The sequence below is a fragment of the Sphingobium sp. CR2-8 genome, assembly GCF_035818615.1.
In the GTDB taxonomy this organism is placed as follows: Bacteria; Pseudomonadota; Alphaproteobacteria; order Sphingomonadales; family Sphingomonadaceae; genus Sphingobium.
This window is the reverse complement of the sequence record NZ_JAYKZY010000002.1, coordinates 2855453-2877036: the sequence shown is the minus strand read 5'-3', so window position 1 is coordinate 2877036 and position 21584 is coordinate 2855453. Positions and strand designations below refer to the sequence as shown.

14 protein-coding genes and 2 pseudogenes are annotated in these 21584 nt (G+C 64.7%); 8 read left to right on the top strand and 8 right to left on the bottom strand.

Features of this window, described 5'->3' with window-relative positions; translation table 11 throughout:
* Positions 1–137: 137 nt before the first annotated feature.
* Positions 138–2002, top strand: a pseudogene (locus U5A82_RS18035) (ABC-F family ATP-binding cassette domain-containing protein).
* Here the strand turns inward: U5A82_RS18035 and U5A82_RS18030 are convergent.
* Together U5A82_RS18030 and U5A82_RS18025 are read right to left on the bottom strand one after the other, a co-directional pair.
* Complete coding sequence (locus tag U5A82_RS18030) at positions 1999–4842, bottom strand: CHAT domain-containing tetratricopeptide repeat protein (RefSeq protein ID WP_326292260.1); 2844 nt, start codon at positions 4840–4842, stop codon at positions 1999–2001. The pseudogene U5A82_RS18035 and the gene U5A82_RS18030 overlap by 4 nt on opposite strands.
* 169 nt (positions 4843–5011) lie before the next feature.
* A complete protein-coding gene (locus U5A82_RS18025) occupies positions 5012–6529 on the bottom strand; it encodes a cysteine--tRNA ligase (protein WP_326292259.1) in 1518 nt (505 codons plus the stop codon).
* A 96-nt stretch (positions 6530–6625) separates the two neighbouring features.
* Here U5A82_RS18025 and U5A82_RS18020 point away from each other — a divergent pair, with 96 nt between their 5' ends.
* The 3 genes from U5A82_RS18020 (at position 6626) to U5A82_RS18010 (ending at position 8656) form a co-directional block, all read left to right on the top strand.
* Positions 6626–7390, top strand: a complete 765-nt coding sequence (locus U5A82_RS18020) for a MerR family transcriptional regulator (protein WP_326292258.1) — start codon at positions 6626–6628, stop codon at positions 7388–7390.
* 256 nt (positions 7391–7646) lie between these two features.
* The gene (locus tag U5A82_RS18015; protein ID WP_326292257.1) at positions 7647–8357 is read left to right on the top strand and encodes a Bax inhibitor-1/YccA family protein; all 711 of its coding nucleotides are present in this window, start codon (positions 7647–7649) and stop codon (positions 8355–8357) included.
* Positions 8358–8362: 5 nt separating this feature from the next.
* Positions 8363–8656, top strand: coding sequence for a TFIIB-type zinc ribbon-containing protein (locus U5A82_RS18010; protein WP_326292256.1), 294 nt, complete (start codon positions 8363–8365; stop codon positions 8654–8656).
* A gap of 198 nt (positions 8657–8854) precedes the next feature.
* Here the strand turns inward: U5A82_RS18010 and polA are convergent, their stop codons facing one another.
* Positions 8855–11641, bottom strand: a complete 2787-nt coding sequence (gene polA, locus U5A82_RS18005; protein ID WP_326292255.1) for a DNA polymerase I — start codon at positions 11639–11641, stop codon at positions 8855–8857.
* 160 nt (positions 11642–11801) lie between these two features.
* Between polA and U5A82_RS18000 the strand changes: the two genes are divergently transcribed.
* Complete coding sequence (locus tag U5A82_RS18000) at positions 11802–12617, top strand: transporter (RefSeq protein ID WP_442802186.1); 816 nt, start codon at positions 11802–11804, stop codon at positions 12615–12617.
* Positions 12618–12639: 22 nt separating this feature from the next.
* Here U5A82_RS18000 and U5A82_RS17995 read toward each other — a convergent pair whose 3' ends face one another.
* Positions 12640–13788, bottom strand: a complete 1149-nt coding sequence (locus U5A82_RS17995) for a serine hydrolase (protein ID WP_326292254.1) — start codon at positions 13786–13788, stop codon at positions 12640–12642.
* Positions 13789–13974: 186 nt separating this feature from the next.
* Between U5A82_RS17995 and U5A82_RS17990 the strand changes: the two genes are divergently transcribed.
* Positions 13975–14805 carry an alpha/beta fold hydrolase gene (locus U5A82_RS17990; RefSeq protein WP_326292988.1) on the top strand — a complete coding sequence of 277 codons (831 nt, stop codon included), beginning with the start codon at positions 13975–13977 and terminating at the stop codon, positions 14803–14805.
* Positions 14806–14826: 21 nt separating this feature from the next.
* Here the strand turns inward: U5A82_RS17990 and nadB are convergent.
* The 4 genes and pseudogenes from nadB to purM all read right to left on the bottom strand — a co-directional run bounded on the left by nadB (position 14827) and on the right by purM (position 19534).
* Positions 14827–16429: pseudogene (gene nadB / locus U5A82_RS17985) on the bottom strand (L-aspartate oxidase).
* 47 nt (positions 16430–16476) lie between these two features.
* Positions 16477–17415: an ABC transporter ATP-binding protein gene (locus U5A82_RS17980; protein WP_326292253.1), complete on the bottom strand. Its 939-nt coding sequence runs from the start codon at positions 17413–17415 to the stop codon at positions 16477–16479.
* 49 nt (positions 17416–17464) lie between these two features.
* Entirely contained in the window at positions 17465–18415 is a 951-nt protein-coding gene (purN, locus tag U5A82_RS17975; RefSeq protein ID WP_326292252.1) for a phosphoribosylglycinamide formyltransferase, read from the bottom strand.
* 24 nt (positions 18416–18439) lie between these two features.
* Positions 18440–19534, bottom strand: coding sequence for a phosphoribosylformylglycinamidine cyclo-ligase (gene purM, locus U5A82_RS17970; RefSeq protein ID WP_326292251.1), 1095 nt, complete (start codon positions 19532–19534; stop codon positions 18440–18442).
* Positions 19535–19666: 132 nt separating this feature from the next.
* Here purM and U5A82_RS17965 point away from each other — a divergent pair, with 132 nt between their 5' ends.
* Both U5A82_RS17965 and U5A82_RS17960 read left to right on the top strand, forming a co-directional pair.
* Positions 19667–20932 carry a heavy-metal-associated domain-containing protein gene (locus U5A82_RS17965; RefSeq protein WP_326292250.1) on the top strand — a complete coding sequence of 422 codons (1266 nt, stop codon included), beginning with the start codon at positions 19667–19669 and terminating at the stop codon, positions 20930–20932.
* A complete protein-coding gene (locus U5A82_RS17960; RefSeq protein ID WP_326292249.1) occupies positions 20929–21582 on the top strand; it encodes an HdaA/DnaA family protein in 654 nt (217 codons plus the stop codon). The genes U5A82_RS17965 and U5A82_RS17960 overlap by 4 nt, the downstream gene beginning before the upstream one ends.
* Positions 21583–21584 lie beyond the last annotated feature (2 nt).

Sequence of the window (21584 nt, the reverse complement as noted above, 5' to 3'; positions counted from 1 at the left end):
GCGAAATCTACGCCACCCGTCCGTCCCCATGCTTTTGCGTCAGCCACGACAGTGTGAACTTCGCAACGCATCACCGCCTTGTAAAACGCCGCACCAGCGCCTTCCCGACCCCGCGCACCCATGCTAAGGGCGCGCCCATGCTGAATCTCAACGCCATCACCGTGCGCCTTGGCGGCCGCGTCATTCTCGATCGTGCCGCCGCCGCCCTGCCGCCGCGCAGCCGTGTCGGCCTCATCGGCCGCAACGGCGCGGGCAAGTCCACGCTGATGAAGGTGATGATCGGCCAGCTCGACCCCGACGAAGGGTCGTGCGACATGCCCCGCGACACGCGGCTGGGCTATATCGCGCAGGAAGCGCCGTCCGGCACCGCGACCCCCTTCGACACCGTGCTTGAAGCCGACAAGGAACGCGCCGAATTGATGGCGGAGGCGGAGCATACGCAGGACCCTGATCGCCTCGGCCATATTTACGAGCGGCTGACGGCGATCGACGCCTATACCGCGCCCGCCCGCGCCGCCCGCATTCTGGTCGGCCTCGGCTTTGACGAAGAAATGCAGGGCCGCCCGCTCGACAGCTATTCGGGCGGCTGGAAGATGCGCGTGGCGCTCGCCTCGTTGCTCTTCTCCAATCCCGACCTGTTGCTGCTCGACGAACCGTCGAACCATCTCGACCTCGAAGCCACGCTCTGGCTGGAAAATTTCCTCAAGGCCTATCGCGGCACCGTGGTCGTCATCAGCCACGAACGCGACCTGCTCAACAATGTGGTCGACTATATCCTCCATCTGGAAGGGGGAAGGTCACCCTCTATCCCGGCGGTTACGACGCGTTCGAGCGGCAACGCGCCGAACGGCTCGCCCAGCTCGAATCCGCCCGCGCCAAACAGCAGGCGGAGCGTGAGAAGTTGCAGGACTATGTCGCCCGCAACTCGGCCCGCGCCTCGACCGCGAAACAGGCCCAGTCCCGCGCCAAGGCGCTGGCCCGCATGCAGCCGATCGCCGCGGCCAGCGAAGACCCGACGCTGCATTTCGGCTTTCCCAGCCCCGCCGAACTGCGCCCGCCGCTCATCACCATGGACATGGCCTCGGTCGGCTACACCGAAACGCCGATCCTCAAGCGCATCAACCTGCGCATCGACCCCGACGATCGTCTGGCGCTGCTCGGCCGCAACGGCAATGGCAAGACGACGCTGGCCCGCCTGATCGCCGCGCAACTCGCCCCGATGGAAGGGACGATGGCCTCCAGCCCCAAGATGAATGTCGGCTATTTCACCCAATATCAGGTGGAGGAACTGGACGTCACCGACACGCCGCTGGAACATATGACCCGCGTCATGAAGGGCGCGACGCCGGGCGCGGTCCGTGCCCAGCTCGGTCGTTTCGGCTTTTCCGGCGAGCGTGCGGTGCAGAAGGTCGGCTCCATGTCCGGTGGCGAGCGCGCCCGTCTGGCGCTGGCGCTCATCACCCGCGACGCGCCGCATATGCTGATCCTGGACGAACCGACCAACCATCTGGACGTCGACAGCCGCGAGGCGCTGGTCCAGGCCTTGAACGACTATAGCGGCGCGGTGGTCATCGTGTCGCACGACCGCCACATGATCGAACTGGTCGCCGATCGTCTGGTGCTGGTCGACAACGGCACCGCCCAGCCGTTCGACGGCAGCCTGGACGACTATACCGACATCATCCTGCGCAAGGCCGACGGCAACAGCAGCGGCGACGCGCCGAAGGTCGACCGCAAGGCCGACAAGAAGGCCGCTGCCGAATGGCGCGAAAAGCAGAAGGTCTTGAAGAACGCGGTCAACAAGGCGGAACGCGAGATGACGGTGCTGGCCACCGAACGCGGCCGCATCGACCAGGCGTTGGCCGACCCCAAGGCTGCGACCGGCGCGGAAGCGAAAATGACCAGCAGCCAGCTCATGGTCAAACGCGCCGAGGTGGAGAAGAAACTCGGCGCGGCGGAAGAAATCTGGATGGACGCGACCGCCGCGCTCGAAGCGGGCTAACGGCCGATCAGGATGAAGGGCGCCCAGATATAGGGCTGCGCCGCGCCCGGACGCTTCGACTCCATCAGTTTCAGCATCGCTCGTTGCAGTGCGACCGCGCGGGGCAGGCCGCGACTGGCGCCCTTCACCGTTTCCAGCGTCACGAACGCGCTGGCGTCGTCCCGCACCGGCCAGTGCGACACCAGCAGCGATCCGGCCCCGGCATAGCGGAACGCCTGCGCCAGACCGGAATAGGCCGCCGCCTGCGCATCGCCGCCCGCCGCCGTGTTGCAGGCGGACAGGATCACCCAATCCGCGTCCATCCGCATCAACGCGATGTCCGACGCGGTCAGCAGCCCGTCCGCGTCCTTGCCGCCACCTTCCGATGGCGACAGGACCAACGCCGGTTCGGTCACGCCTTCCATCTCCCCATTCACCAATCCATGGGTCGCGAACAGGATCACATTATAGGGGGACAGGTCGCGGGTCCTTATCGCTCGCTCATTGGCATCCGCGCCGATCAGCAAGGTCGCATGATCCGGCCCGAACCGTTTGGCCACCGCCTGCAGCTCGGCCAGCGATCCGGGCAGGTCCGGCAGTTGCGACCACGCGTTGACGTCAGGCTGCCCGCTACGGAAATGATGATTGGCCGCAACCAACCATGCATCGGCCGCATCTGGTGCAGCGTTCGGGTGAGCCTTGGCCAAAGCCTGCGGAGCGCCGATGCCCAGGAAGCGTCCATCGCGGGAACCCATTTGCCGCCGCTTGCCCGCGTCGATCGCGAAGCTGGGTTGTATCTCTATCGCGAACCGCTTGATCAGCCAGGGCGTATCGCGATCGATCGCGTCGATCGGTCGTTGCGGCAGCAAAGCGAAAGGCAATGACGCAAAGGCGCCCGTCGGCACGATCTTCAACGTTCTGGCCTTGCCCAGCGTGGCGAGGATGGCAGGGGTGAAAATCTGGCGATAAATGTCCTGCGCTGCGGCTTGGTCGAAGCCTTTGGGCGTGAGCGAGGATCGCAATCGTTGGATCATCGCCACCATCGCGGCGCGTCCGATCGCGACTTGTTCGACCCGTGCGCTATGCGCGTTGATCGCCAGCAGATAGACGCCATCAAAAGCGGGTATCACCGCCAGCAGCGCTTCCTGAGGACCCAGGGCGGATTGCAATCGGCGCAGGTCGGGACGTTCGCCGCCATGCGCATCGACCCAGCGCGGATAGTCGCGCGCCATGGCGACCCGTTCTGCCTCCACCGTGATGGCGATCTGCGCGCGCGCCGCCCGCGCCGCAGCGACGCCCTGGTCGGTCGCCAGCGCCTTGAGTAGCCGCTTGTCGGCGACTTCCAGGACTTTCACGCTGTCCTGAAGACGGCGGACACGTTCCGCCAGCACGGGATCTTCGACCAATCGCTGCGCCACCAAACGGTTCGCCTGGGCGATGCGCGATCCTGTAAGCACGGCCATGGCGTCAAGTGCCAGGGCGCCGTCCTGTGTCTGCACCGCAGCCGCCAGCACCAGATCAAGTCCCGCCCGCTGTTCTTCGGTGAGTTCGCCATGGCCGTTCATGGCCGCCCCGTCGCGCAGGACGCCGGCCAGTCGCCGGGCATTCTCGCCCAAGGCCGCGTTGTCCGCCCCGGTCCATGCCAGCAGCACCGCCGCCTTTGCCAATGGCAGGGCAGGCGCATTGTCCAGTTGGCGGGTGATCGCCGCATAGGCGATCGCACCTTTGCGCGACTCTGCGATCCGGCCTGCCTTGATCAGTGCGGGAACCAGATAGGGATAGACGCGCTGGCCGATATCCTGGTCCCCGTCCGACCCGATGCCGACCCGCGTCAAAGCCGTGGTGAAACGGGTGATGGCTTTCGCGCGCTGCCCCAGCGCCACATTCGCGGAGGCGGCATAGGCCAGAGCGCGCGCCGATTGCGGGCTGTTTTCCCCCTCTATCTTCCGGAAACCCTCCTCCGCCTCCATGAACAAGGCCTCGGCGTAGGCATAGCGTTCCAGCGGCATCAGCACCGATGCCAGATTCTGCAAGCCGAACTGAAAATACAGGCTGTCGGTGCCCACCGTTTCACGCTTGATCGCGATGGCGCGTTGCAGATAATCCAGGCTTTCGGCCCGTCGCCCGGTTCGCGACAAAAGCAGGCCCAATGCCTCCAGCGCGCGGGCGTAGCTGGGATGTTTGCGATCGATATGATCGGTCGCCTTGTCGACGGCCAACCGCGCATAGCGCTCCGCTTCCGTGTCCTTTCCCGCGCGTTGGAGCATCTGTGCATAGCCATAATAGGAACCGATGCTATCCGCGCTGTTCGGTCCTACGGCTGTTATGCGCGCATCCATGCTGGCCTTTTGCGCCAGGACCGCTTCGTCATTGCGGCCCAGGCGGGACAGGGCCTGGGCATGGCCGAAGGCGATGTTGGAGCGGAGCATATGGGTTTCGGGATCAAGCCTGTCCGCCGCCGTGCGCGCGATATAGCCGTCCATATAGGTGCTCGCAGCCGCCAGCATATTCGCGCCGCTCGCCACATCGCCCAGCGTGGTTTGGACATAGCCCTTGATCGACAGGCCCTGCATCCATGGGATGGGATAGGCGTCGGCAAACGGCGCCAGCAGGGTGAGACCCGCGCTCGACCGCGCCAGCGCGTCGGGATTCTTCCCATCGATCTGGTCCATGGACGCCAGGTTGATCAGCGCGACACCCGCCAGCGGATGCGGCCGTCCGCCGACCTTCACCTTCATCGCGGCGTCCTGCACCTGCACCCACGCGTCGCGCGTCTGCTGCGACATGGACAGCGCATAATCGTCACTTTCGAACAGATTTAGCGCCCGTTTTTCCAGGCGATAGAGCCGCTCATAATGCACGTCATCAATAGAAAAGGCGGGAGGGGAAGGCGTCGTCGCGGCTGAAAGGGATACGGGTAAAGCCCACGTCAATAGGACGGCCGAAAGCCGAGCGGAAAACTGCATGTTGCTCCCACTGCTTCACCCCGACATCTTCTTGGGTGGAACGGGCGGGGGCGTCAAGCCGTGGTTAACCGCTTAGCGACAAACGCCAGTCCCAGCGCAGCGGATCGCCGTCCATCACATCGACGCCCCGCGCGATCAGCCCGTCGCGAACCTCGTCCGACAGGGCAAAATCCTTGTCCGCCCGTGCGGCGGCGCGGCGTGCGAGTTCGGCCTCTATCTCGTCCGATGTGATCGTCGCATCCTTTGGCCGCAGGCGCAGCTCTTCGCGGGTCAGAGACAGGAGGTTCAGCCCGAGCGCCTGGTCGAAGGCAGCGATCAGGCAAAGCTTTTCGTCCACCGGCACCTTCTTGATCCCGATAGCTTCTTCCAGCAGGGGCAGGGCGCGCGGGGTCATCAGGTCGTCGGCGATCGCGGCGTCGAACTGCTCCAGCAAGGGCGTCAGCTTGGGATGGAGATTGGCGCGCAGATAGTCGATGCGAGGCGACTGCCAGGTCACGGCTTCCGCGCGCGCCTTCAACCCTTCGACGCCCATGACCAGCCGCTTGAGCCGCGTCAGCGCCGCCGCCAGATTGTCGGCGCTGAACTCCAGTTCCGATCGATAATGCGCGCCAAGGCACAGCAGGCGATAGGCGATCGGATGCACACCGGCATCGATCAGCGAGAAGAGGGTCGTGAAGCCGCCCTTGGATTTCGACATCTTCCCCTGGCGGTCCACCAGGAAATTATTGTGCATCCACCAGCGTGCGCCGGTGAAACCCGCAACGGCGCCATGCGGTTCGCCGCAGCAACTATGGAAGGCCTGGTTTTGCGCGATCTCGTTGGGATGGTGGATTTCGCGATGATCGATGCCGCCGGTGTGGATGTCGAACGGCTGGCCTAGGCGCGCCTGGCTCATCACCGAACATTCCAGATGCCAGCCCGGTGCGCCCTTGCCCCACGGGCTGTCCCATTCCATCTGGCGCTGTTCGCCGGGCGGCGACTTGCGCCAGATGGCGAAGTCGGATGCGTTGCGCTTGCCCGCGACGGGATCGATCCGGGCATGCGCCGCATCGTCCCGACCGCCAGCCAGCGCGCCGTAATCGGGCACGCTGCCGCTGTCGAAATAGAGACCGCTCTCCAACTCGTAGCAGTGATCCGGCGCGATCTTCTGCGCAAATGCGATCATCTGCGGCACATAGTCGGTCGCGACGGTCCATTCGCTGGGCGCGATGATGTTGAGCGCGGCGATATTGGACTTGAACGCGTCCGTATAATGGGCGGCGATGTCCCAGATGCTCCTGGCGCTCGCCCGCGCGGCGGCCTCCATCTTGTCGTCGCCAGCATCGGCGTCCGACGTCAGATGGCCCACATCGGTGATGTTGATGATGTGGGTGACGCCCAGCCCCTTCCACAGCAATGTCCGGCGCAGCGTGTCGGTGAAGACATAGGCGCGCAAATTGCCGATATGGGCGTAATTATAGACCGTCGGCCCGCAGCTATAGACGCGCGCATGATTATCCTCGATCGGCGTGAAAGGCTCGATCGTGCGGGTCAGGCTGTTGAACAGGCGCAGCGGCGCGTGATTATGCTGGTCGTCGGACATGGGAAAGCCATGTCGCGAAGCGGCTTGGGCGTCAACGGTAGAGGTCCGGCAAAAAACGCTTGAACTTGACCCAGCGTCAACCGCTATCCCACTGTCATGACCGATTTGATGGATATCGCCGCCGTCGCCCGCGCCACCGGCCTCACCAGCCGGGCGCTGCGTTTTTACGAAGGGCGGGGCCTCGTGCGTCCGCTGCGCACCGCGTCGGGGCGGCGCCATTTTGGCGCGATGGATTTGGCGCGCCTGCACCGGATCGTCACCTTGAAACGCGCGGGCTTTACCTTGGGGCAAATCGAAACGCTGCTCAACGACCGGCCTATCGACCTTGCGCCGCTGCTGCGCGCGCAGATCGTCGCGCTCGACGAACAGGCGCATGACCTCGCCGAGGCCCGCGCGCATCTGACCACCGCCTTGTCCCGCATCGATCGTGGCGAGCCGCTCGATGCCGCGACCCTTTGCTCGCTGATCCGCATGGGAGATGACATGATGAATCCGCAAAACATGAAGACCGTGGCCGACCTATATAGAAGCGCGCAGGCCGAGGCGGATTTCGCCGATGCCAAGGAAGCCTTGCCGACAGATTTCGACCAGACCGCCTATGCTGCGCAATGGGCGGACCTGACCGGACGTATCGCCGCGGCTTTGCCGCTCGATCCTGCCAGCGTGCAGGCCGGTGCTTTCTATGACGAATGGCAGGCGCTGCTGGCGCCTTTCACGGCGTTAGCGACGCCCGCCATGACCGAAGGGGTGACGCGTCTCTACGACAATATCGGCGAATGGCAGGCGGATCAGACACCGCCCTTCTCCGCCGACGTCTGGATGTTCATCAAGGCGGTTGGGGAGGCCCGCAAGGCCAACTGACATTCAGGATCGGCGCGATTGTAATAAAATGTTGCAGGCGGGCCGATCCCTTGCGCCCATACGTTCTCCACCCGATATTGCTGATGCGGGCCGGGCCCCTCTGGCGACATGGATAACCCCCTTATCCCTGTCGCGATGTCGGACCGCATCGGGTGTGCCCGGTGCAGGTTTTGCGGCGATTTGCCCCCTCTCGTTGCCGCAGGAGACCGCACCGGGCCACTCGAACCAACTTTTTTGGATGGAGTGAGTGACCCCCATGAATAATCCCGTTCGCATGCCGGGCTATGGTGCCAGCCAGACGGCGCAGACCGACGCCGGCCTGCGCGCGCATATGCTGGGCGTCTTCCGCAATATGGGGCTGGGCCTAGTCATCACCGGCCTGGTCGCCGCTCTGGTCGGCAATACCCCCGCACTGGCCGCCGCCATTTACGGCACGCCGCTCAAATGGGTGGCGATCTTCGCGCCCCTGGCGTTCGTGTTCTTTTTCAGCTTCCGCATCGAAAAGATGTCGACCGCCACGGCGCGCATGACCTTCTGGGCCTTCGCCGCGGTGATGGGCGTATCCTTGGGCAGCGTGTTCCTGGTCTTCACCGGGGGCAGCATCGCCCAGGCCTTCTTCTCGGCCGCAGTCATGTTCCTTGCCATGGCGCTCTGGGGCCATACCACCCAGCGCGACCTGACGAAGATGGGCAGTTTCCTCATCATGGGCCTGATCGGCATATTGGTGGCCAGCCTGATCAACATCTTCATCGGATCGTCGGCGATGGCGATGGTCATTTCGATCATCGGCGTGGTGGTCTTCACCGGCCTTACCGCCTGGGACGTGCAGCGCATCAAGTCGGAATATTTCTACTATGCCGGTCATGAAGTGGCGCAGAAGATGCAGGTGATGGGCGCGCTGTCGCTGTACCTGAACTTCGTCAACCTGTTCCAGATGCTGCTCAGCCTGACCGGCGAGCGGGAATAAGCGCGATGCGGGATCAGGCTGCCGTGTCGGCCATGCTTTGCCCGGTCTGTCATGTCGGATTGGCGATGACGGACCGGCAGGGGGTGGAGATCGACTATTGTCCGCAATGCCGGGGCGTCTGGCTGGACCGGGGTGAACTCGACAAGATCATCGAGCGGTCCGGGCAGGCGAGCGCGCCAACGCTGCAACCCGCGCCCTTTGCGCAACAGAGCTATCGGCCGGATCGCGACTATCGCGACGATGGGCGCGGCTACCCGAAGAAACGCAAGAAGAGCTTTCTGGAAGAGCTGTTCGATTGACGAAGAAGGCCGGTCCCGATGGGGCCGGCCTTTTTGTCGTTTCACTGTCCTACCGCCCGATAAGAAACTATCACAATCCCACCGTCCGGCTATCCGGATACTCCCTATGAATCTTTATGATAGTTTCAAGGATTGGTAATTAAATTTCGAATTTAGCGGGAAATGTGTGAAGTTAAGGAGTAGCTTTCCTACTCCGCATCAGTGCGCCGCGCCCCAACTCGGCCCGGTGCCGATTTCCACGCCCAGCGGGACGCTCAGCGTCACGATCGGCTCGGCCGCGCTCTCCATCACCTGCCGGATGACCGCGCTGGCGGCTGCGACATCGCCTTCGGGCAGTTCGAACACCAGTTCGTCGTGGACCTGCAATAGCATCTTCACGGCGGGCAGCCCCGCTGCTTCCAGCGCCGGTTCCATGCGCGCCATCGCGCGCTTGATGATATCGGCGCTGGTGCCTTGGATCGGGGCGTTGATCGCGGCGCGTTCGGCGCCCTGCCGTTCGTGCTGGATCGCCGCCTTGATACGCGGGAACCAGGTTTTCCGCCCGAACAAGGTCTCGGTATAGCCGCGCTCCCGCGCTTTCTCGATCGTGTCGTTGATATAGATGCTGATGCCGGGGAAGCGCTCATAATAGCGGCTGATCATGTCCTGCGCTTCGTCGGCGCTGATTTCCAGCCGCCCAGCGAGGCCCCAGCGCGAAATGCCGTAGAGGATGGCGAAGTTGATCGTCTTGGCCCGGCCGCGCGTGTCGCGGTTGACCTCCCCGAACAATTGCTGGGCGGTGGCGGAATGAATGTCCTCGCCCGCCGCGAACGCGTCCCGCAGCGCAGGGACGTCGGCCATGTGCGCGGCCAGCCGCAGTTCGATCTGGCTATAGTCCGCCGCCAGTATGACATTGCCCGGCTCGGCGATGAAGGCATGGCGGATCTGGCGGCCGACTTCGGTACGGATCGGGATATTCTGAAGGTTGGGATCGGTCGAGGACAGGCGGCCGGTCTGCGCGCCGGTCAGCGAATAGCTGGTGTGGACGCGGCCCGTATCCTTGTTGATCTGCGCCTGGAGCGCGTCGGTATAGGTGGACTTGAGCTTGGACAGCTGCCGCCAGTCCAGGATTTTGGCGGCGATCGGCGCGCCTTGGGCCTTCAACTGTTCCAGGATGGTGACGTCGGTGGAATAGGCGCCCGACTTGCCTTTCTTTCCGCCCTTGTACCCCAGCTTGTCGAACAGGATCGCGCCCAGTTGCTGGGTGGACCCGATCGCGAAGGGCTGGCCCGCAATCTCGTGGATTTCCGTTTCCAGCGCAGCGATGCCGGCAGTGAACTCGGCCGAAAGGCGCGACAGATGCTCGCGGTCGACCTTGATCCCGCGATGCTCCATCTGCGCGATCACGCCGACAAGCGGGCGATCGACCAGTTCGTAGACGCGGCTCGCGCCTTCATTGGCGACGCGGGTCTTGAACCGTTTCCACAGGCGCAGGGTGACGTCGGCATCTTCGGCCGCATATTCGGTGGCGCGGTCGAGCGGGACTTCGGCGAAGCTGATCTGGCTCTTGCCGGTGCCGACCACTTCCTTGAAGCTGATGCATGTGTGATTGAGGTGGACGCGTGCCGCCTCGTCCATCCCATGGCCCGCGAGCGATTGCCCGGCGTCGAGGTCGAAGCTCATGACGATGGTGTCGTCATAGGGCGCGACGGAAATGCCGTGGCGACGCAGCACCGTCAGGTCATATTTCAGATTCTGGCCGATCTTGAGGACGCTGTCATCCTCCAGCAGCGGCTTGAGTTTCGCCAGCACCAGCGCCTTGTCCAGCTGTTCGGGCCGTTCGGCGAACATGTCGGTGCCGCCATGCCCGACCGGGATGTAGCAGGCCGCGTTCGGCCCGACCGCCAGGCTGATGCCGACCAGGCCGCAGGACACGCAATCCAGCATGTCGGTTTCGGTATCCACCGCCACCAGCCCTTCGGCATGGGCGGCGGCGATCCAGCGATCGAGCGCTTCCACCGTGACGACGGTTTCGTACAGGCTGCGGTCGATCGCCGGTTCTTCGAGGGCGGCGGGGGCTGCGGTCATGCCAGACTCGCTCGCTGCGGCGGCGGTCGCCGCCACCGCAACGGCCGCCGCCGGTGCGCCGAGCCGGTTGAGCAGCGTCTTGAAGCCATGATGCGCCAGAAATTCCTGCAACGGCGCCTGGGGAATGCCCTTGAGCGTCAGTTCCTCCAGCGGTTCGGGCAGGTCCATGGCATCGTGCAGCGCCACCAGACGCCGGGACAGGCGCGCCATTTCGGCATTGGCGACCAGGTTTTCCTGCATCTTCGACTTCTTCATGCCCGGCGCGGCGGCCAGCACGGATTCCAGGTCGCCATATTCGGTGATCAGCTTCGACGCGGTTTTGGGGCCGATGCCCGGTACGCCGGGCACATTGTCGACGCTGTCGCCCATCAGCGCCAGCACGTCGCCCAGTTGCTCTGGCTGTACGCCGAACTTGCCCATGACATAGTCCGGCCCGCGCCGTTCATTCTTCATCGTGTCGTACATGTCTACGCCGGGCTGGATCAGCTGCATCAGATCCTTGTCGGAACTCACGATCGTAACATGCCAGCCCGCAGCGACCGCCGCCTTGGTATAGGTGGCGATGATGTCGTCCGCCTCGAACCCGGCTTCCTCGATACAGGGGAGGGAAAAGGCGCGGGTCGCGTCGCGGATCATCGGGAATTGCGGGACCAGGTCTTCCGGTGCGGGCGGGCGGTTCGCCTTATACTCGTCGTACATGTCATTACGGAAGGTGTGCGATCCCTTGTCGAGGACCACGGCCATGTGCGTCGGCCCTTCCGCCTTGCCCAGCTCCTCGGCCAGTTTCCACAGCATCGTCGTATAACCATAGACCGCACCGACCGGCTGGCCATGCTGGTTGGTGAGCGGGGGAAGCTGGTGATAGGCGCGGAAGATATAGCCGCTGCCATCGACGAGATAGAGGTGATTCTGAGTCATGGGGAGGGGATAAAGCATCGCGCGGAAAAGTGGGAACCGGTTTTAACGATGCTGAACGTATAGGCCCGCCAGGCTGCATCCGATCCCAAGCAGGCGGCTCAAAGAGATTATTTCTGCATCATTTCCAGCAGCAGACGCTTATGGTCTGCGCAGGTGGGAGATGACGATGCGTTTGGGGTTGATGATGCGGGCGGTGGCGATGATGGGCGCGACATGGTCGGGGATGGCCATGGCGCAGGAGGCTCGCGACCTGTGCGCCGATCGCCCCGGCCTGGGCACCCCGGCTTGCACGGTGGACAAGGGGCGGGCGGTGCTGGAAGTGGGTCTGGGGGATTGGACCCGAGAGCGGGATGCGCTCAGCCGGACCGACGCGGTCGAGGCGGGCAACGCGTTGCTGCGCCTGGGCCTTGGTGACCATCTGGAGGCGCAGATCGGATGGACCGCCTACGGCCATGTCCGCACCCGCGATCGGGTGGCCGGTGCTGTGGACCGGGATGACGGGGTGGGCGACATCCGCCTGGCCGTACGCCGGAACCTGCACAATCCCGATGGTTCGGGTTTTTCGATTGCGGTCATGCCCTATGTGTCGCTGCCGACGGGCGGTTCGGCGATCGGCGACGGCGATTGGGGCGCGGGCCTGATCATGCCTGTCAGTTTCGAGCTGGGCAGTGGCCTGACGCTGGAACTGACGCCGGAGGTCGATGCGGCGGTCGACGAAGACCGGTCTGGCCGCCATCTTGCCTATGGCAGTGTCGCGGGCCTGGGATTTTCGCTGAGCGACAGCCTGTCCGGCACCATCGAGGCGTCGATCATGCGCGACAACGACCCGGTCGGTCATGACACGCAGGCGCTGGCAGGCCTGTCCTTTGCATGGCAGCCATCGACGGACATGCAGTTGGATGTCGGCGTCAATGCCGGGTTGAATGGCGACAGTCCGGACAGCGAAGTCTATTTCGGGATCGTGCGCCGTTTCTGATACGGAAGGTCCAGGATAGGCCCTAACGCGTCTCGTGGTTGGCAGCGACCGCCTTGGACACGGCCTGCATCAGCGCCCAGCGTTCCGGGATCGATACGGTGGTCGATCCGATCATCACCGCCACGGCATAGCTGGTGCCGTCGGGGGCGGTCATGATGCCGATATCATTATAGCCGGTCGATCGCGGCGGCAGGTCCTGGCCCGTCCCGGTCTTGTGCAGATAGGACCAGCCCGGCGGTACGCCGCCCTTGATCCGCTGCGGCCCGGTCTTGGCTTCCGACATGATCGACATCAGCAGCCGCGATGAGGCGGGGGACAGCATCTGCCCCTCCTTCAGCTTCGCAAGGGCACGAACGATGGAGGAGGGCGCTGCGCCGTCGGGCGGGCTGGCAAGATAATTGTCGAGCGCCTTCACCCGCACCGACATGGGGAGCTTGGCACGGGCGGCGTAGAAATTACGGCCGATCGAATAGTCCTGCCGCCAGTCGAGGCCCGCAGTGGCCGATTGCAGAAGTCGTTCGCCCGGACCGAAGCGGATATCCTTGATCATCCGTCGCGCCAGATAGCCGCGCACCGCTTCCGGCCCGCCGACCGCGCGCAACAGCGTGTCGTTCGCGGTATTGTCGCTTTGCGTCATCGCCCGGCGCATCAGGTCGGAATAGCTGGTAGTCCAGCCGCCATCCTTGATCAGCGCGGCGGACGGCTGATGAAACAGGGTCAGGTCGTTGCGCGTGATGGTGGTCGTGTCGGTGATGCGCAATTTGCCGCGATCGACCGCGTCGAGGAAGGTCATCGACACCCAGAGCTTGGATACGCTCTGCTGCGGGAACAGCGCGCCGCCGTTCCAGGCGACGGTCCAGTCCGCGCCGATGCGCCGGACGGCGATGCCGACCTTCCCATGGAAGCTCTGGCCCAGATTGCGGACGACGCTGACCAGTGCGGGCGGCGGCGTCTCATTCTGGTCGATGTCGCGATAGGGCAGGGGCGGGTTGGCGACGGGCCGGATCGGCCACGTATTGGTGGTGGGCTGCGCCCTTTGCGGCTGCGGCTTTTGGGGTTGCGGGGCGGCAGCCTGCGCGCGTTGTGGCTCGGGCGCGCTGACACAGGCGGATAGCGCCGCGATCAACAGGACCAGACGCGCAGAAGCGCCCCGGCGTTCATTCGATGTCATTGGCGTCCCCGCATTCTCTTGATGGCATAGGGAAGGGCCTTGGCCGGTCCGGCAAGACCCATGCGACGAATGATTCCACAAATGCGATGTAAGGAGGATGAACATGCAACCGTTTGATGTCATGCGAGATCGCTCAGATTGGGTTCAGCGGTTGACGAGCAGAATGATGCCATGAAGCACAGGATTATGATGGACCGGCGCGGGATGATTGCAGGAGCGCTGGCAACGGGCGGCTTGCTGTGGGGCGGCGTGGCGACGGCAGCACCCTTCGCGTCCCGGCGGATTGCCGTGACGGTGCGGGGCAGCGGGCGCGACGTGATCCTGATCCCCGGTCTTGCTAGTGGTCCGGGCATATGGAACGAGGTGCTGGGTGCGGTGCCGGGCTATCGCTATCACCTGGTGCATGTGCGCGGCTTCGCTGGCCTCGCGCCGGACGCCAATGCGAGCGGCGCGTTGATCCAGCCGGTCGCGGACGAAATCGCGCGCTATATCGATGCGGCGGGCATAGTGCGCCCTGCGATCGTCGGGCACAGCATGGGCGGCACATTGGCGATGCTGCTGGGGCTGAAGGGCCGGGCCGGGCGGGTGATGGTGGTGGACATGCTGCCCGCCGGCGCAGCAATGGTGGGTGGAACGGCCAGCGGCATGGGCTATCTGGCCGACCAGTTGAGCGGATATTTTACGGGCACGCAGGCGGGGCGGCGCTATCTGGCGCAGATCGTGGCGCAGGCGCCGGGCGCCAGGGGCAGCGATCCCGACGTCATCGCCAATGCGCTGCGCGATCTGGCCAATATCGATCTGGGGCCGCGCCTGGCCCAACTCGCCGCGTCCTTGACGGTGGTCTATGCCGTGGGCAGCGACGCGCAGCAGGCGGCTGCCATCACGCGCAGCTTTCGGGCCGGTTATGCCGCGAAAAAGCCGGTGATGCTGAAACAGATCGGTCCCAGCGGCCATATGGTGATGGCCGACCAGCCCGCCCGCTTCAACGCGGTGCTGAAGGATTTTCTGGCCGGGTGAGTTCGGCCGGGCCTCTGGCCGTCAGGGCGCCAATATCGTGTCGACCGCGTCAGGCAATGTTTCGGGATAATCGAGCGTGTAGTGAAGGCCCCGGCTTTCCTTGCGATGGAGCGCGGATCGCACCACCAGACGCGCGACTTCCAGCAGGTTGCGCAGTTCGATGAGGTCGGGCGTGACGCGGAAATTGCCGTAATATTCGTCCACTTCCTTCGACAGCAGGTCGATGCGGTGCTGCGCGCGCTCCAGTCGCTTGGTGGTGCGGACGATGCCCACATAGTCCCACATGAAGCGGCGAATTTCCTTCCAATTGTGCTGGACGATCACCTCTTCATCACCATTGGTGACGCGGCTTTCGTCCCATGGCCGGATGGGCGGAGGCGAAGGAAGGTCATCCCAGTTGGCGCGAATATGCTTGGCCGCAGCCTCGCCGAAGACGAAACATTCCAGCAGCGAGTTGGACGCCAGGCGATTGGCGCCATGCAGGCCGCTTTCGCTGACTTCGCCAGCGGCATAGAGGCCCGGCAGGTCGGTGCGGCCATGCAGGTCGATCACCACGCCGCCGCAGGTATAATGTTGCGCCGGGACGACCGGGATCGGCTCCTTGGTGATGTCGATGTCGAGGTCGAGCAGGCGCGCATAGATGGTCGGGAAATGATGCCGCACGAAGGCCGGGTCTTTGTGACTGATGTCGAGATGGACATAGTCGAGGCCGAGCCGCTTGATTTCATGGTCGATGGCGCGGGCGACGACGTCGCGCGGGGCCAGTTCCTCGCGCGGGTCGAAGCGGGGCATGAAGCGCTCGCCGCCGCCCGGTACGCCGGGGGAGCTTCAACTGGCCGCCTTCACCCCGAACCGCTTCGGTGATCAGGAAATTCTTGATCTCCAGATTATAGAGGCAGGTCGGGTGGAACTGGTTCATTTCCATGTTCGACACGCGGCATCCCGCGCGCCAGGCCATGGCAATGCCGTCCCCGGTCGCGCCGCGCGGGGCGGTGGAGAAGAGATAGGTGCGGCCCGCGCCGCCGGTGCACAGGATCGTCGCGCGGCCCAGCAGCGCATCGACATGGCCGGTCTGCTTGTTGAAGGCGTAGACGCCCCAGACATGGCCGTCGCCCGAATAGCGTTCGCCATGGCGGCTGGTGATAAGGTCGATCGCGACCATATCCTCCATCAGGGTGATGTTGGGATTGGCGCGTGCTGCCTTGAGCAGCGCGACCTGGACGGCGTGCCCCGTGGCGTCGTCGACATGCACGATGCGGCGGTGGCTGTGGCCGCCCTCGCGGGTCAGATCCCACCGCTTGCCGAACGCCTCGCCCCCATTGAAGGGAACGCCCAGCGCCGCCAGCCTTTCGATGGCGGCGGGCGCTTCGGAGACGACGAACTGGACGGTTTCGAGATTGTTCAGACCTGCGCCTGCGACCATCGTGTCGCGGACATGCGCCTCGAAACTGTCCCCTGCGTCGAGTACGGCGGCGATGCCGCCCTGCGCCCAGTTGGTCGAGCCACCGTCGAGCGCGCCCTTGGCCAGTACCAGCACCTTGCGGTCCTGCGCCAGGTCGATGGCGGCCGTCAGCCCCGCCGCGCCGGAACCGATGATGATGACGTCATGGGTGCTCGTGGTCATCCGTCTCTCAATATTATGGGCCGACATCTATTTCCGAAGGCAGTTTGCTAAGCCGCCGCCGTCAGGTTGAGGAAAACATCCTCCAGGTCCGGATCGCGGGTCACGACGTCGACGATGGCCAGGCCGCTCGCCTGGACGGCGCTCAGCACCTGTCCGGCATTGGCGCGGTCTTTCAGGTAGGTGATGGTCAGCGTGCGGTCGTCGGACAGTTCGACCTTTTCGAAGCAGGGCGCATCGGGAATCGCCGTCACGTCGCGATCGACCGTGACCTGCACCACCTTCTCCTGCGCCATGGCAAGCAATTCGCGGGTCGGCTTGTCGGTGATGACCTTGCCATGGTTGATGATGCCGATGCGGTCGCACAGCTCTTCGGCCTCCTCCAGATAATGGGTGGTCAGCACGATGGTGACGCCAATGGCGTTGAGTTCGCGGACATAGGCCCAGAGCTGTTGGCGCAGTTGGACGTCGACGCCCGCCGTCGGCTCGTCCAGCACCAGGATCGGGGGACTGTGCACCATCGCCTTGGCGACCAGCAGGCGGCGCTTCATGCCGCCCGATAGCGTGCGGGCATAGGCATGCGCCTTGTCCTCCAGATGGACGGCGCGCAGCAATTCCATCGAGCGGCGCTTGTCCTTGGGCACCCCGTAGAAGCCGGCCTGATTCTCCAGCGTTTCGAACGGGGTGAAGAAGGGGTCGAACACGATTTCCTGGGGCACGATGCCGATCGAATTCTTCGCATTGCGCGGATTGGCGTCGATGTCGAAGCCCCAGATGCTGACATCGCCTTCGGTCTTGTTCACCATACCGGCCAGGATATTGATCGTGGTCGACTTGCCCGCGCCGTTGGGACCGAGCAGGCCGTAGATCTGGCCGCGCGGGATGGACAGGTTGATGCCGTCGAGCGCGCGCTTGCCGCCTTTATAGACTTTGGTGAGGTTGCGGATCTCGATCGCGGCGGTGGGGGCGGTGGTGTGCGTGTCGGTCATTGATGCACTCTATGGGGATCGTACCGACCCAAGGGAAGGGGCGAGGGGATCAGAACTGGTCGGCGATGTCCATAAGGCCCAGCAGTTTTCTGGGCGCGACCTGGCGCCAGCTTGATCGCAGCCGTTCGGCGATATGGTCCCAATCGGTGTCACCCAGGTCGAGGCGGATGCCGACCCACTCGTCCCCGAAATAGGTCGGGCGATAATAGCGCTCCGGGTCGCTTTCGATCAGCATCGCCTGTTCGTCGGGCGCGGTGGTCTTCACCAGCAGGGCGATGATGCCGTCGCCATGATGATCGCGCGAGACATAGGCGAACTTCTTGCCCTTCACGATGCCGAAACAGGGCATGCCGTGCGAGATGACCTCGTCCGCCTGCGGCAGGGCGAGGGCAGTCTCGCGCACCTTGTTCAGCAGCCAGTCGGGTTGCCGCTCGCGGGTCACGAAATCGGCAAGGGCGCGGGAATAAAGCTGATGCTCGGCGATCAGGATGCGGGCGGCAAGGCTGTCTTCGCTGTCGCCCGGCAGGATCGCGACCGGGGTCTGGCCCAGCACCGGGCCGTCGTCCAGTTCGGCGGTCACGATATGGACCGAGCAGCCGGCATGGCTGTCGCCCGCGTCGATCGCGCGCCGGTGCGTGTCCAGCCCCTTATATTTGGGCAGCAGGCTGGGGTGGATGTTGAGCATCCGGTTTTCCCAGCCGGATACGAATTCCGGCGAGAGCAGGCGCATGTAACCGGCGAGCGCGACATAATGGGCGCCGGCGCCACGCAGTTGCGCGTCGATGATGCGGTCGAACTCGGCGCGCTTCAAGCCTTTATGGCTTTGGCCGAAGGTCGCGATGCCTTCGGCGGCGGCGAGGGCGAGGCCGGGGGCATCGGGATCGTTGGCGGCGACCAGCACGATCTCATAGGGGCAGTTTTCGGCCTTCGCCGCGTAGAGCAAGGCGGCCATGTTGGAGCCACGGCCAGAAATCAGGACGCCGACTTTTGCTTTGGTCATTACCCAACCCCGTTGTGAAGGGCGTTAGCCCAGATGCGTGGCCGACCAGTCGGCCTTCGCGCTCCAGGTTTCGACGCTGCCCCGGACGGTGCAGCCCTTGTCGCCTTCGCCGACCGTGCCGATGCGGAACACGGTTTCGCCCGTATCCTCCAGCGACTTGGTGACGGCGGCGACATGGGCTTCATCCACCGCCAGCACCATGCCGATGCCGCAGTTGAAGGTGCGCGCCATTTCTTCCGGTTCGATATGACCCTGCGCCTGAAGGAAGGCCATCAGTCGTGGCTGTTCCCAGCTGTCGGCATCCACCGTGGCGTGGGCGCCATCGGGCAGGACGCGGGGGATATTTTCCAGCAGGCCGCCGCCGGTGATGTGGGCGAGCGCATTGATCATGCCGGCGCGGACCAGCGGCAGCAGGCTCTTCACATAGATTTTCGTGGGGGCCATCAGCGCGTCGATCAGCAGCACGTCCTGATCGAAGATCGCGGGACGGTCGAGCCGCCAGCCCTTGTCGGTGGCGAGGCGGCGGACGAGCGAGAAGCCGTTGCTATGGACGCCCGACGAACCGAGGCCGATGAGTATGTCACCCGCTTTCACGCGGATGCCGGTCAGTGCCTTGGACCGTTCGACCGCGCCGACGCAGAAACCCGCCAGGTCATAGTCGCCAGGCCCATACATACCCGGCATTTCGGCGGTTTCGCCGCCGATCAGCGCGCAGCCCGCCATGCGGCAGCCATCGGCGATGCCCGCGATCACGCGTTCGGCGACGCCGCTTTCCAGCTTGCCGGTGGCATAATAGTCGAGGAAGAATAGGGGCTCGGCGCCCTGGACGATCAGGTCGTTGGCGCACATGGCAACCAGGTCGATTCCCACGCCGTCATGGCGGTCATGATCGATCGCCAGCTTGAGCTTCGTGCCGACGCCGTCATTGGCCGCGACCAGCAACGGATCGTCATAGCCCGCCGCTTTCAGATCGAAGAAGCCGCCGAAGCCGCCCAGTTCGGCGTCCGCGCCGGGGCGACGTGTCGCCTTGGCCAAGGGGGCGATGGCGCGGACAAGGGCATTGCCCGCTGCGATGTCGACGCCAGCCTTGGCGTAGCTGTAGGATTCGTTGTCGCTCATGAGGCAGCGCCCTAGAGCAATGGTGCGGAAAACGGAACCTTCGATGTAAGGGACGGATCTTCCCGCACGGATATGAGGATAAGTCTGCCTTCATGCTTGGCATCCCGGGCAATTGCCGCCAAAAGGGCGCGCGTGAGCCTGAGCCAGACCCTTTCCCGCCCCGCAGCCTATGTTCGCCTGCTCTCGCGGCCCGTCCAGATCCTGTTCGCGATCGCGCTGGGGCTGGCCGCCGCCGCCCTGTTCGCGCAGATGGAGGGGGAGCGCGGCGTGCCGCCCATCGCCAGCGGTGGCGATTTCGAGGTGCGCGGCGTGAAGGTCGACGTCCAGGCCAATGACGCCGACAGCGCGCGCTATGCCGGTTGGCGCATGGCGCAGCGGCAGGCATGGCGCATGCTTTGGGCACGAACGCATAGCGGTGCTGGCGCCCCGGCGCTGTCCAATTCGCAGATCGAGGCGATGGTTTCGGGGATCGAGATCGATTATGAGCAGGCGGGGCCGACCCGCTATGTCGCGACCCTGGGCATCCTGTTCGATCGTGCGCGCACCGGCCAGTTGCTGGGCGTGTCGGGCAACGTGATGCGATCGCCGCCGCTGCTGGTCATTCCCGTGCTGTGGGATGGCGGATCGGCCGTGTCCTATGAACGCACGAACGAATGGCAGAAGGCCTGGGCGCGCTACCGCACTGGCGACAGCGCGATCGACTATGTCCGCGTCGCCGGCTCCATCGCCGATCCGATCCTGCTCAATGCCGGGCAGACCGGGCGGCGCGGGCGGCTGTGGTGGCGGGTGCTGCTCGACCAATATGGCGCGGCCGACGTGGTGATCCCGATCGCGCGGCTGGATCGCGCCTATCCCGGTGGGCCGGTGACCGGCACCTTCACCGCACGCTATGGTCCGGACGACAGCCTGATCGGCAGCGTGACGCTGCGCGCGTCGAACGATGGCGGCATCGCCAAGATGATGGACGAAGGCGCGCGCCGGATCGACGAACTCTATATCCGGGCGCTCAACGACGGCCGCCTGCGGCCCGACCCGTCGCTCATCATCGAGGAGCCGGTCGACCCCGCCACGCTGGAGATCGAGAATGCGATCGACGCGCCGGTCGAGGCGGTGGACCTGCCGACCGTGTCCACCAGCGCGGCCAGCTTCTCCATCCAGTTCGAGACGCCCGATGTCGGGTCGATCGGCGCAGGCGAATCGACGGTGCGGTCGATCCCCGGGGTGCGGACGGCCACGACCAGCAGCCTGGCGCTGGGCGGGACATCGGTGATGCAGGTCAGCTTCGACGGCACGGTCGACATGCTGCGCGCGGGCTTGCAGGCGCGGGGCTACAGCGTCGCGGCGTCGGGCAACACGCTGCGGATCACGCGGCGGCAGGCGTCCCCGCCGTCGCAATGAGCCAGATCAGCCTGCCCTTCGAATGGCATGGTGGCGCGGAGGATGGCGATTTCCTGGTCAGCGACGCCAATGCCCAGGCCGTCGCCCATCTAGAACGGTGGCGCGACTGGCCGCTATCGGTCAGCGTCCTGATCGGGCCGCCGCGATCGGGCCGCTCCACTCTGGCGCGCCAGTTCGTGGCGATGAGCGGGGGCGAAATCATCGACGACGCGCAGGACGGTGACGGACAGGGGCCGGACGAACATCGTCTGTTCCACGCCTGGAACGCGGCGCAGACAGAGCGTCGGCCATTGCTGATGGTCGGGCGCACGTCGCCTGCGGGCTGGCCCGTCGCGCTGCCCGACTTGCGGTCGCGCCTGGCCGCCGTGCCGCATGTGGTGATAGAGGAGCCGGACGAGGCGCTGGCCCGCGCCCTGATCGCGCGCGCGTTCGACCGGGCGGGTGCCAGCTATGCCGCCGACGTGCCCGACTGGTTGCTACGCCGCGTCGAGCGCAGCTATGGCGCGATCGACGCGATCACCCAATTGCTGGATCGTGCCGCATTGTCATCTGGACGCAAGATTTCTGTCGCAATGGCGAAAGAGGCTCTGCAATCCGCAGGTTTTCTGCCTATAGTCCCGCTCGATCCCCCTCCTCAGCAACGCGAGTAATC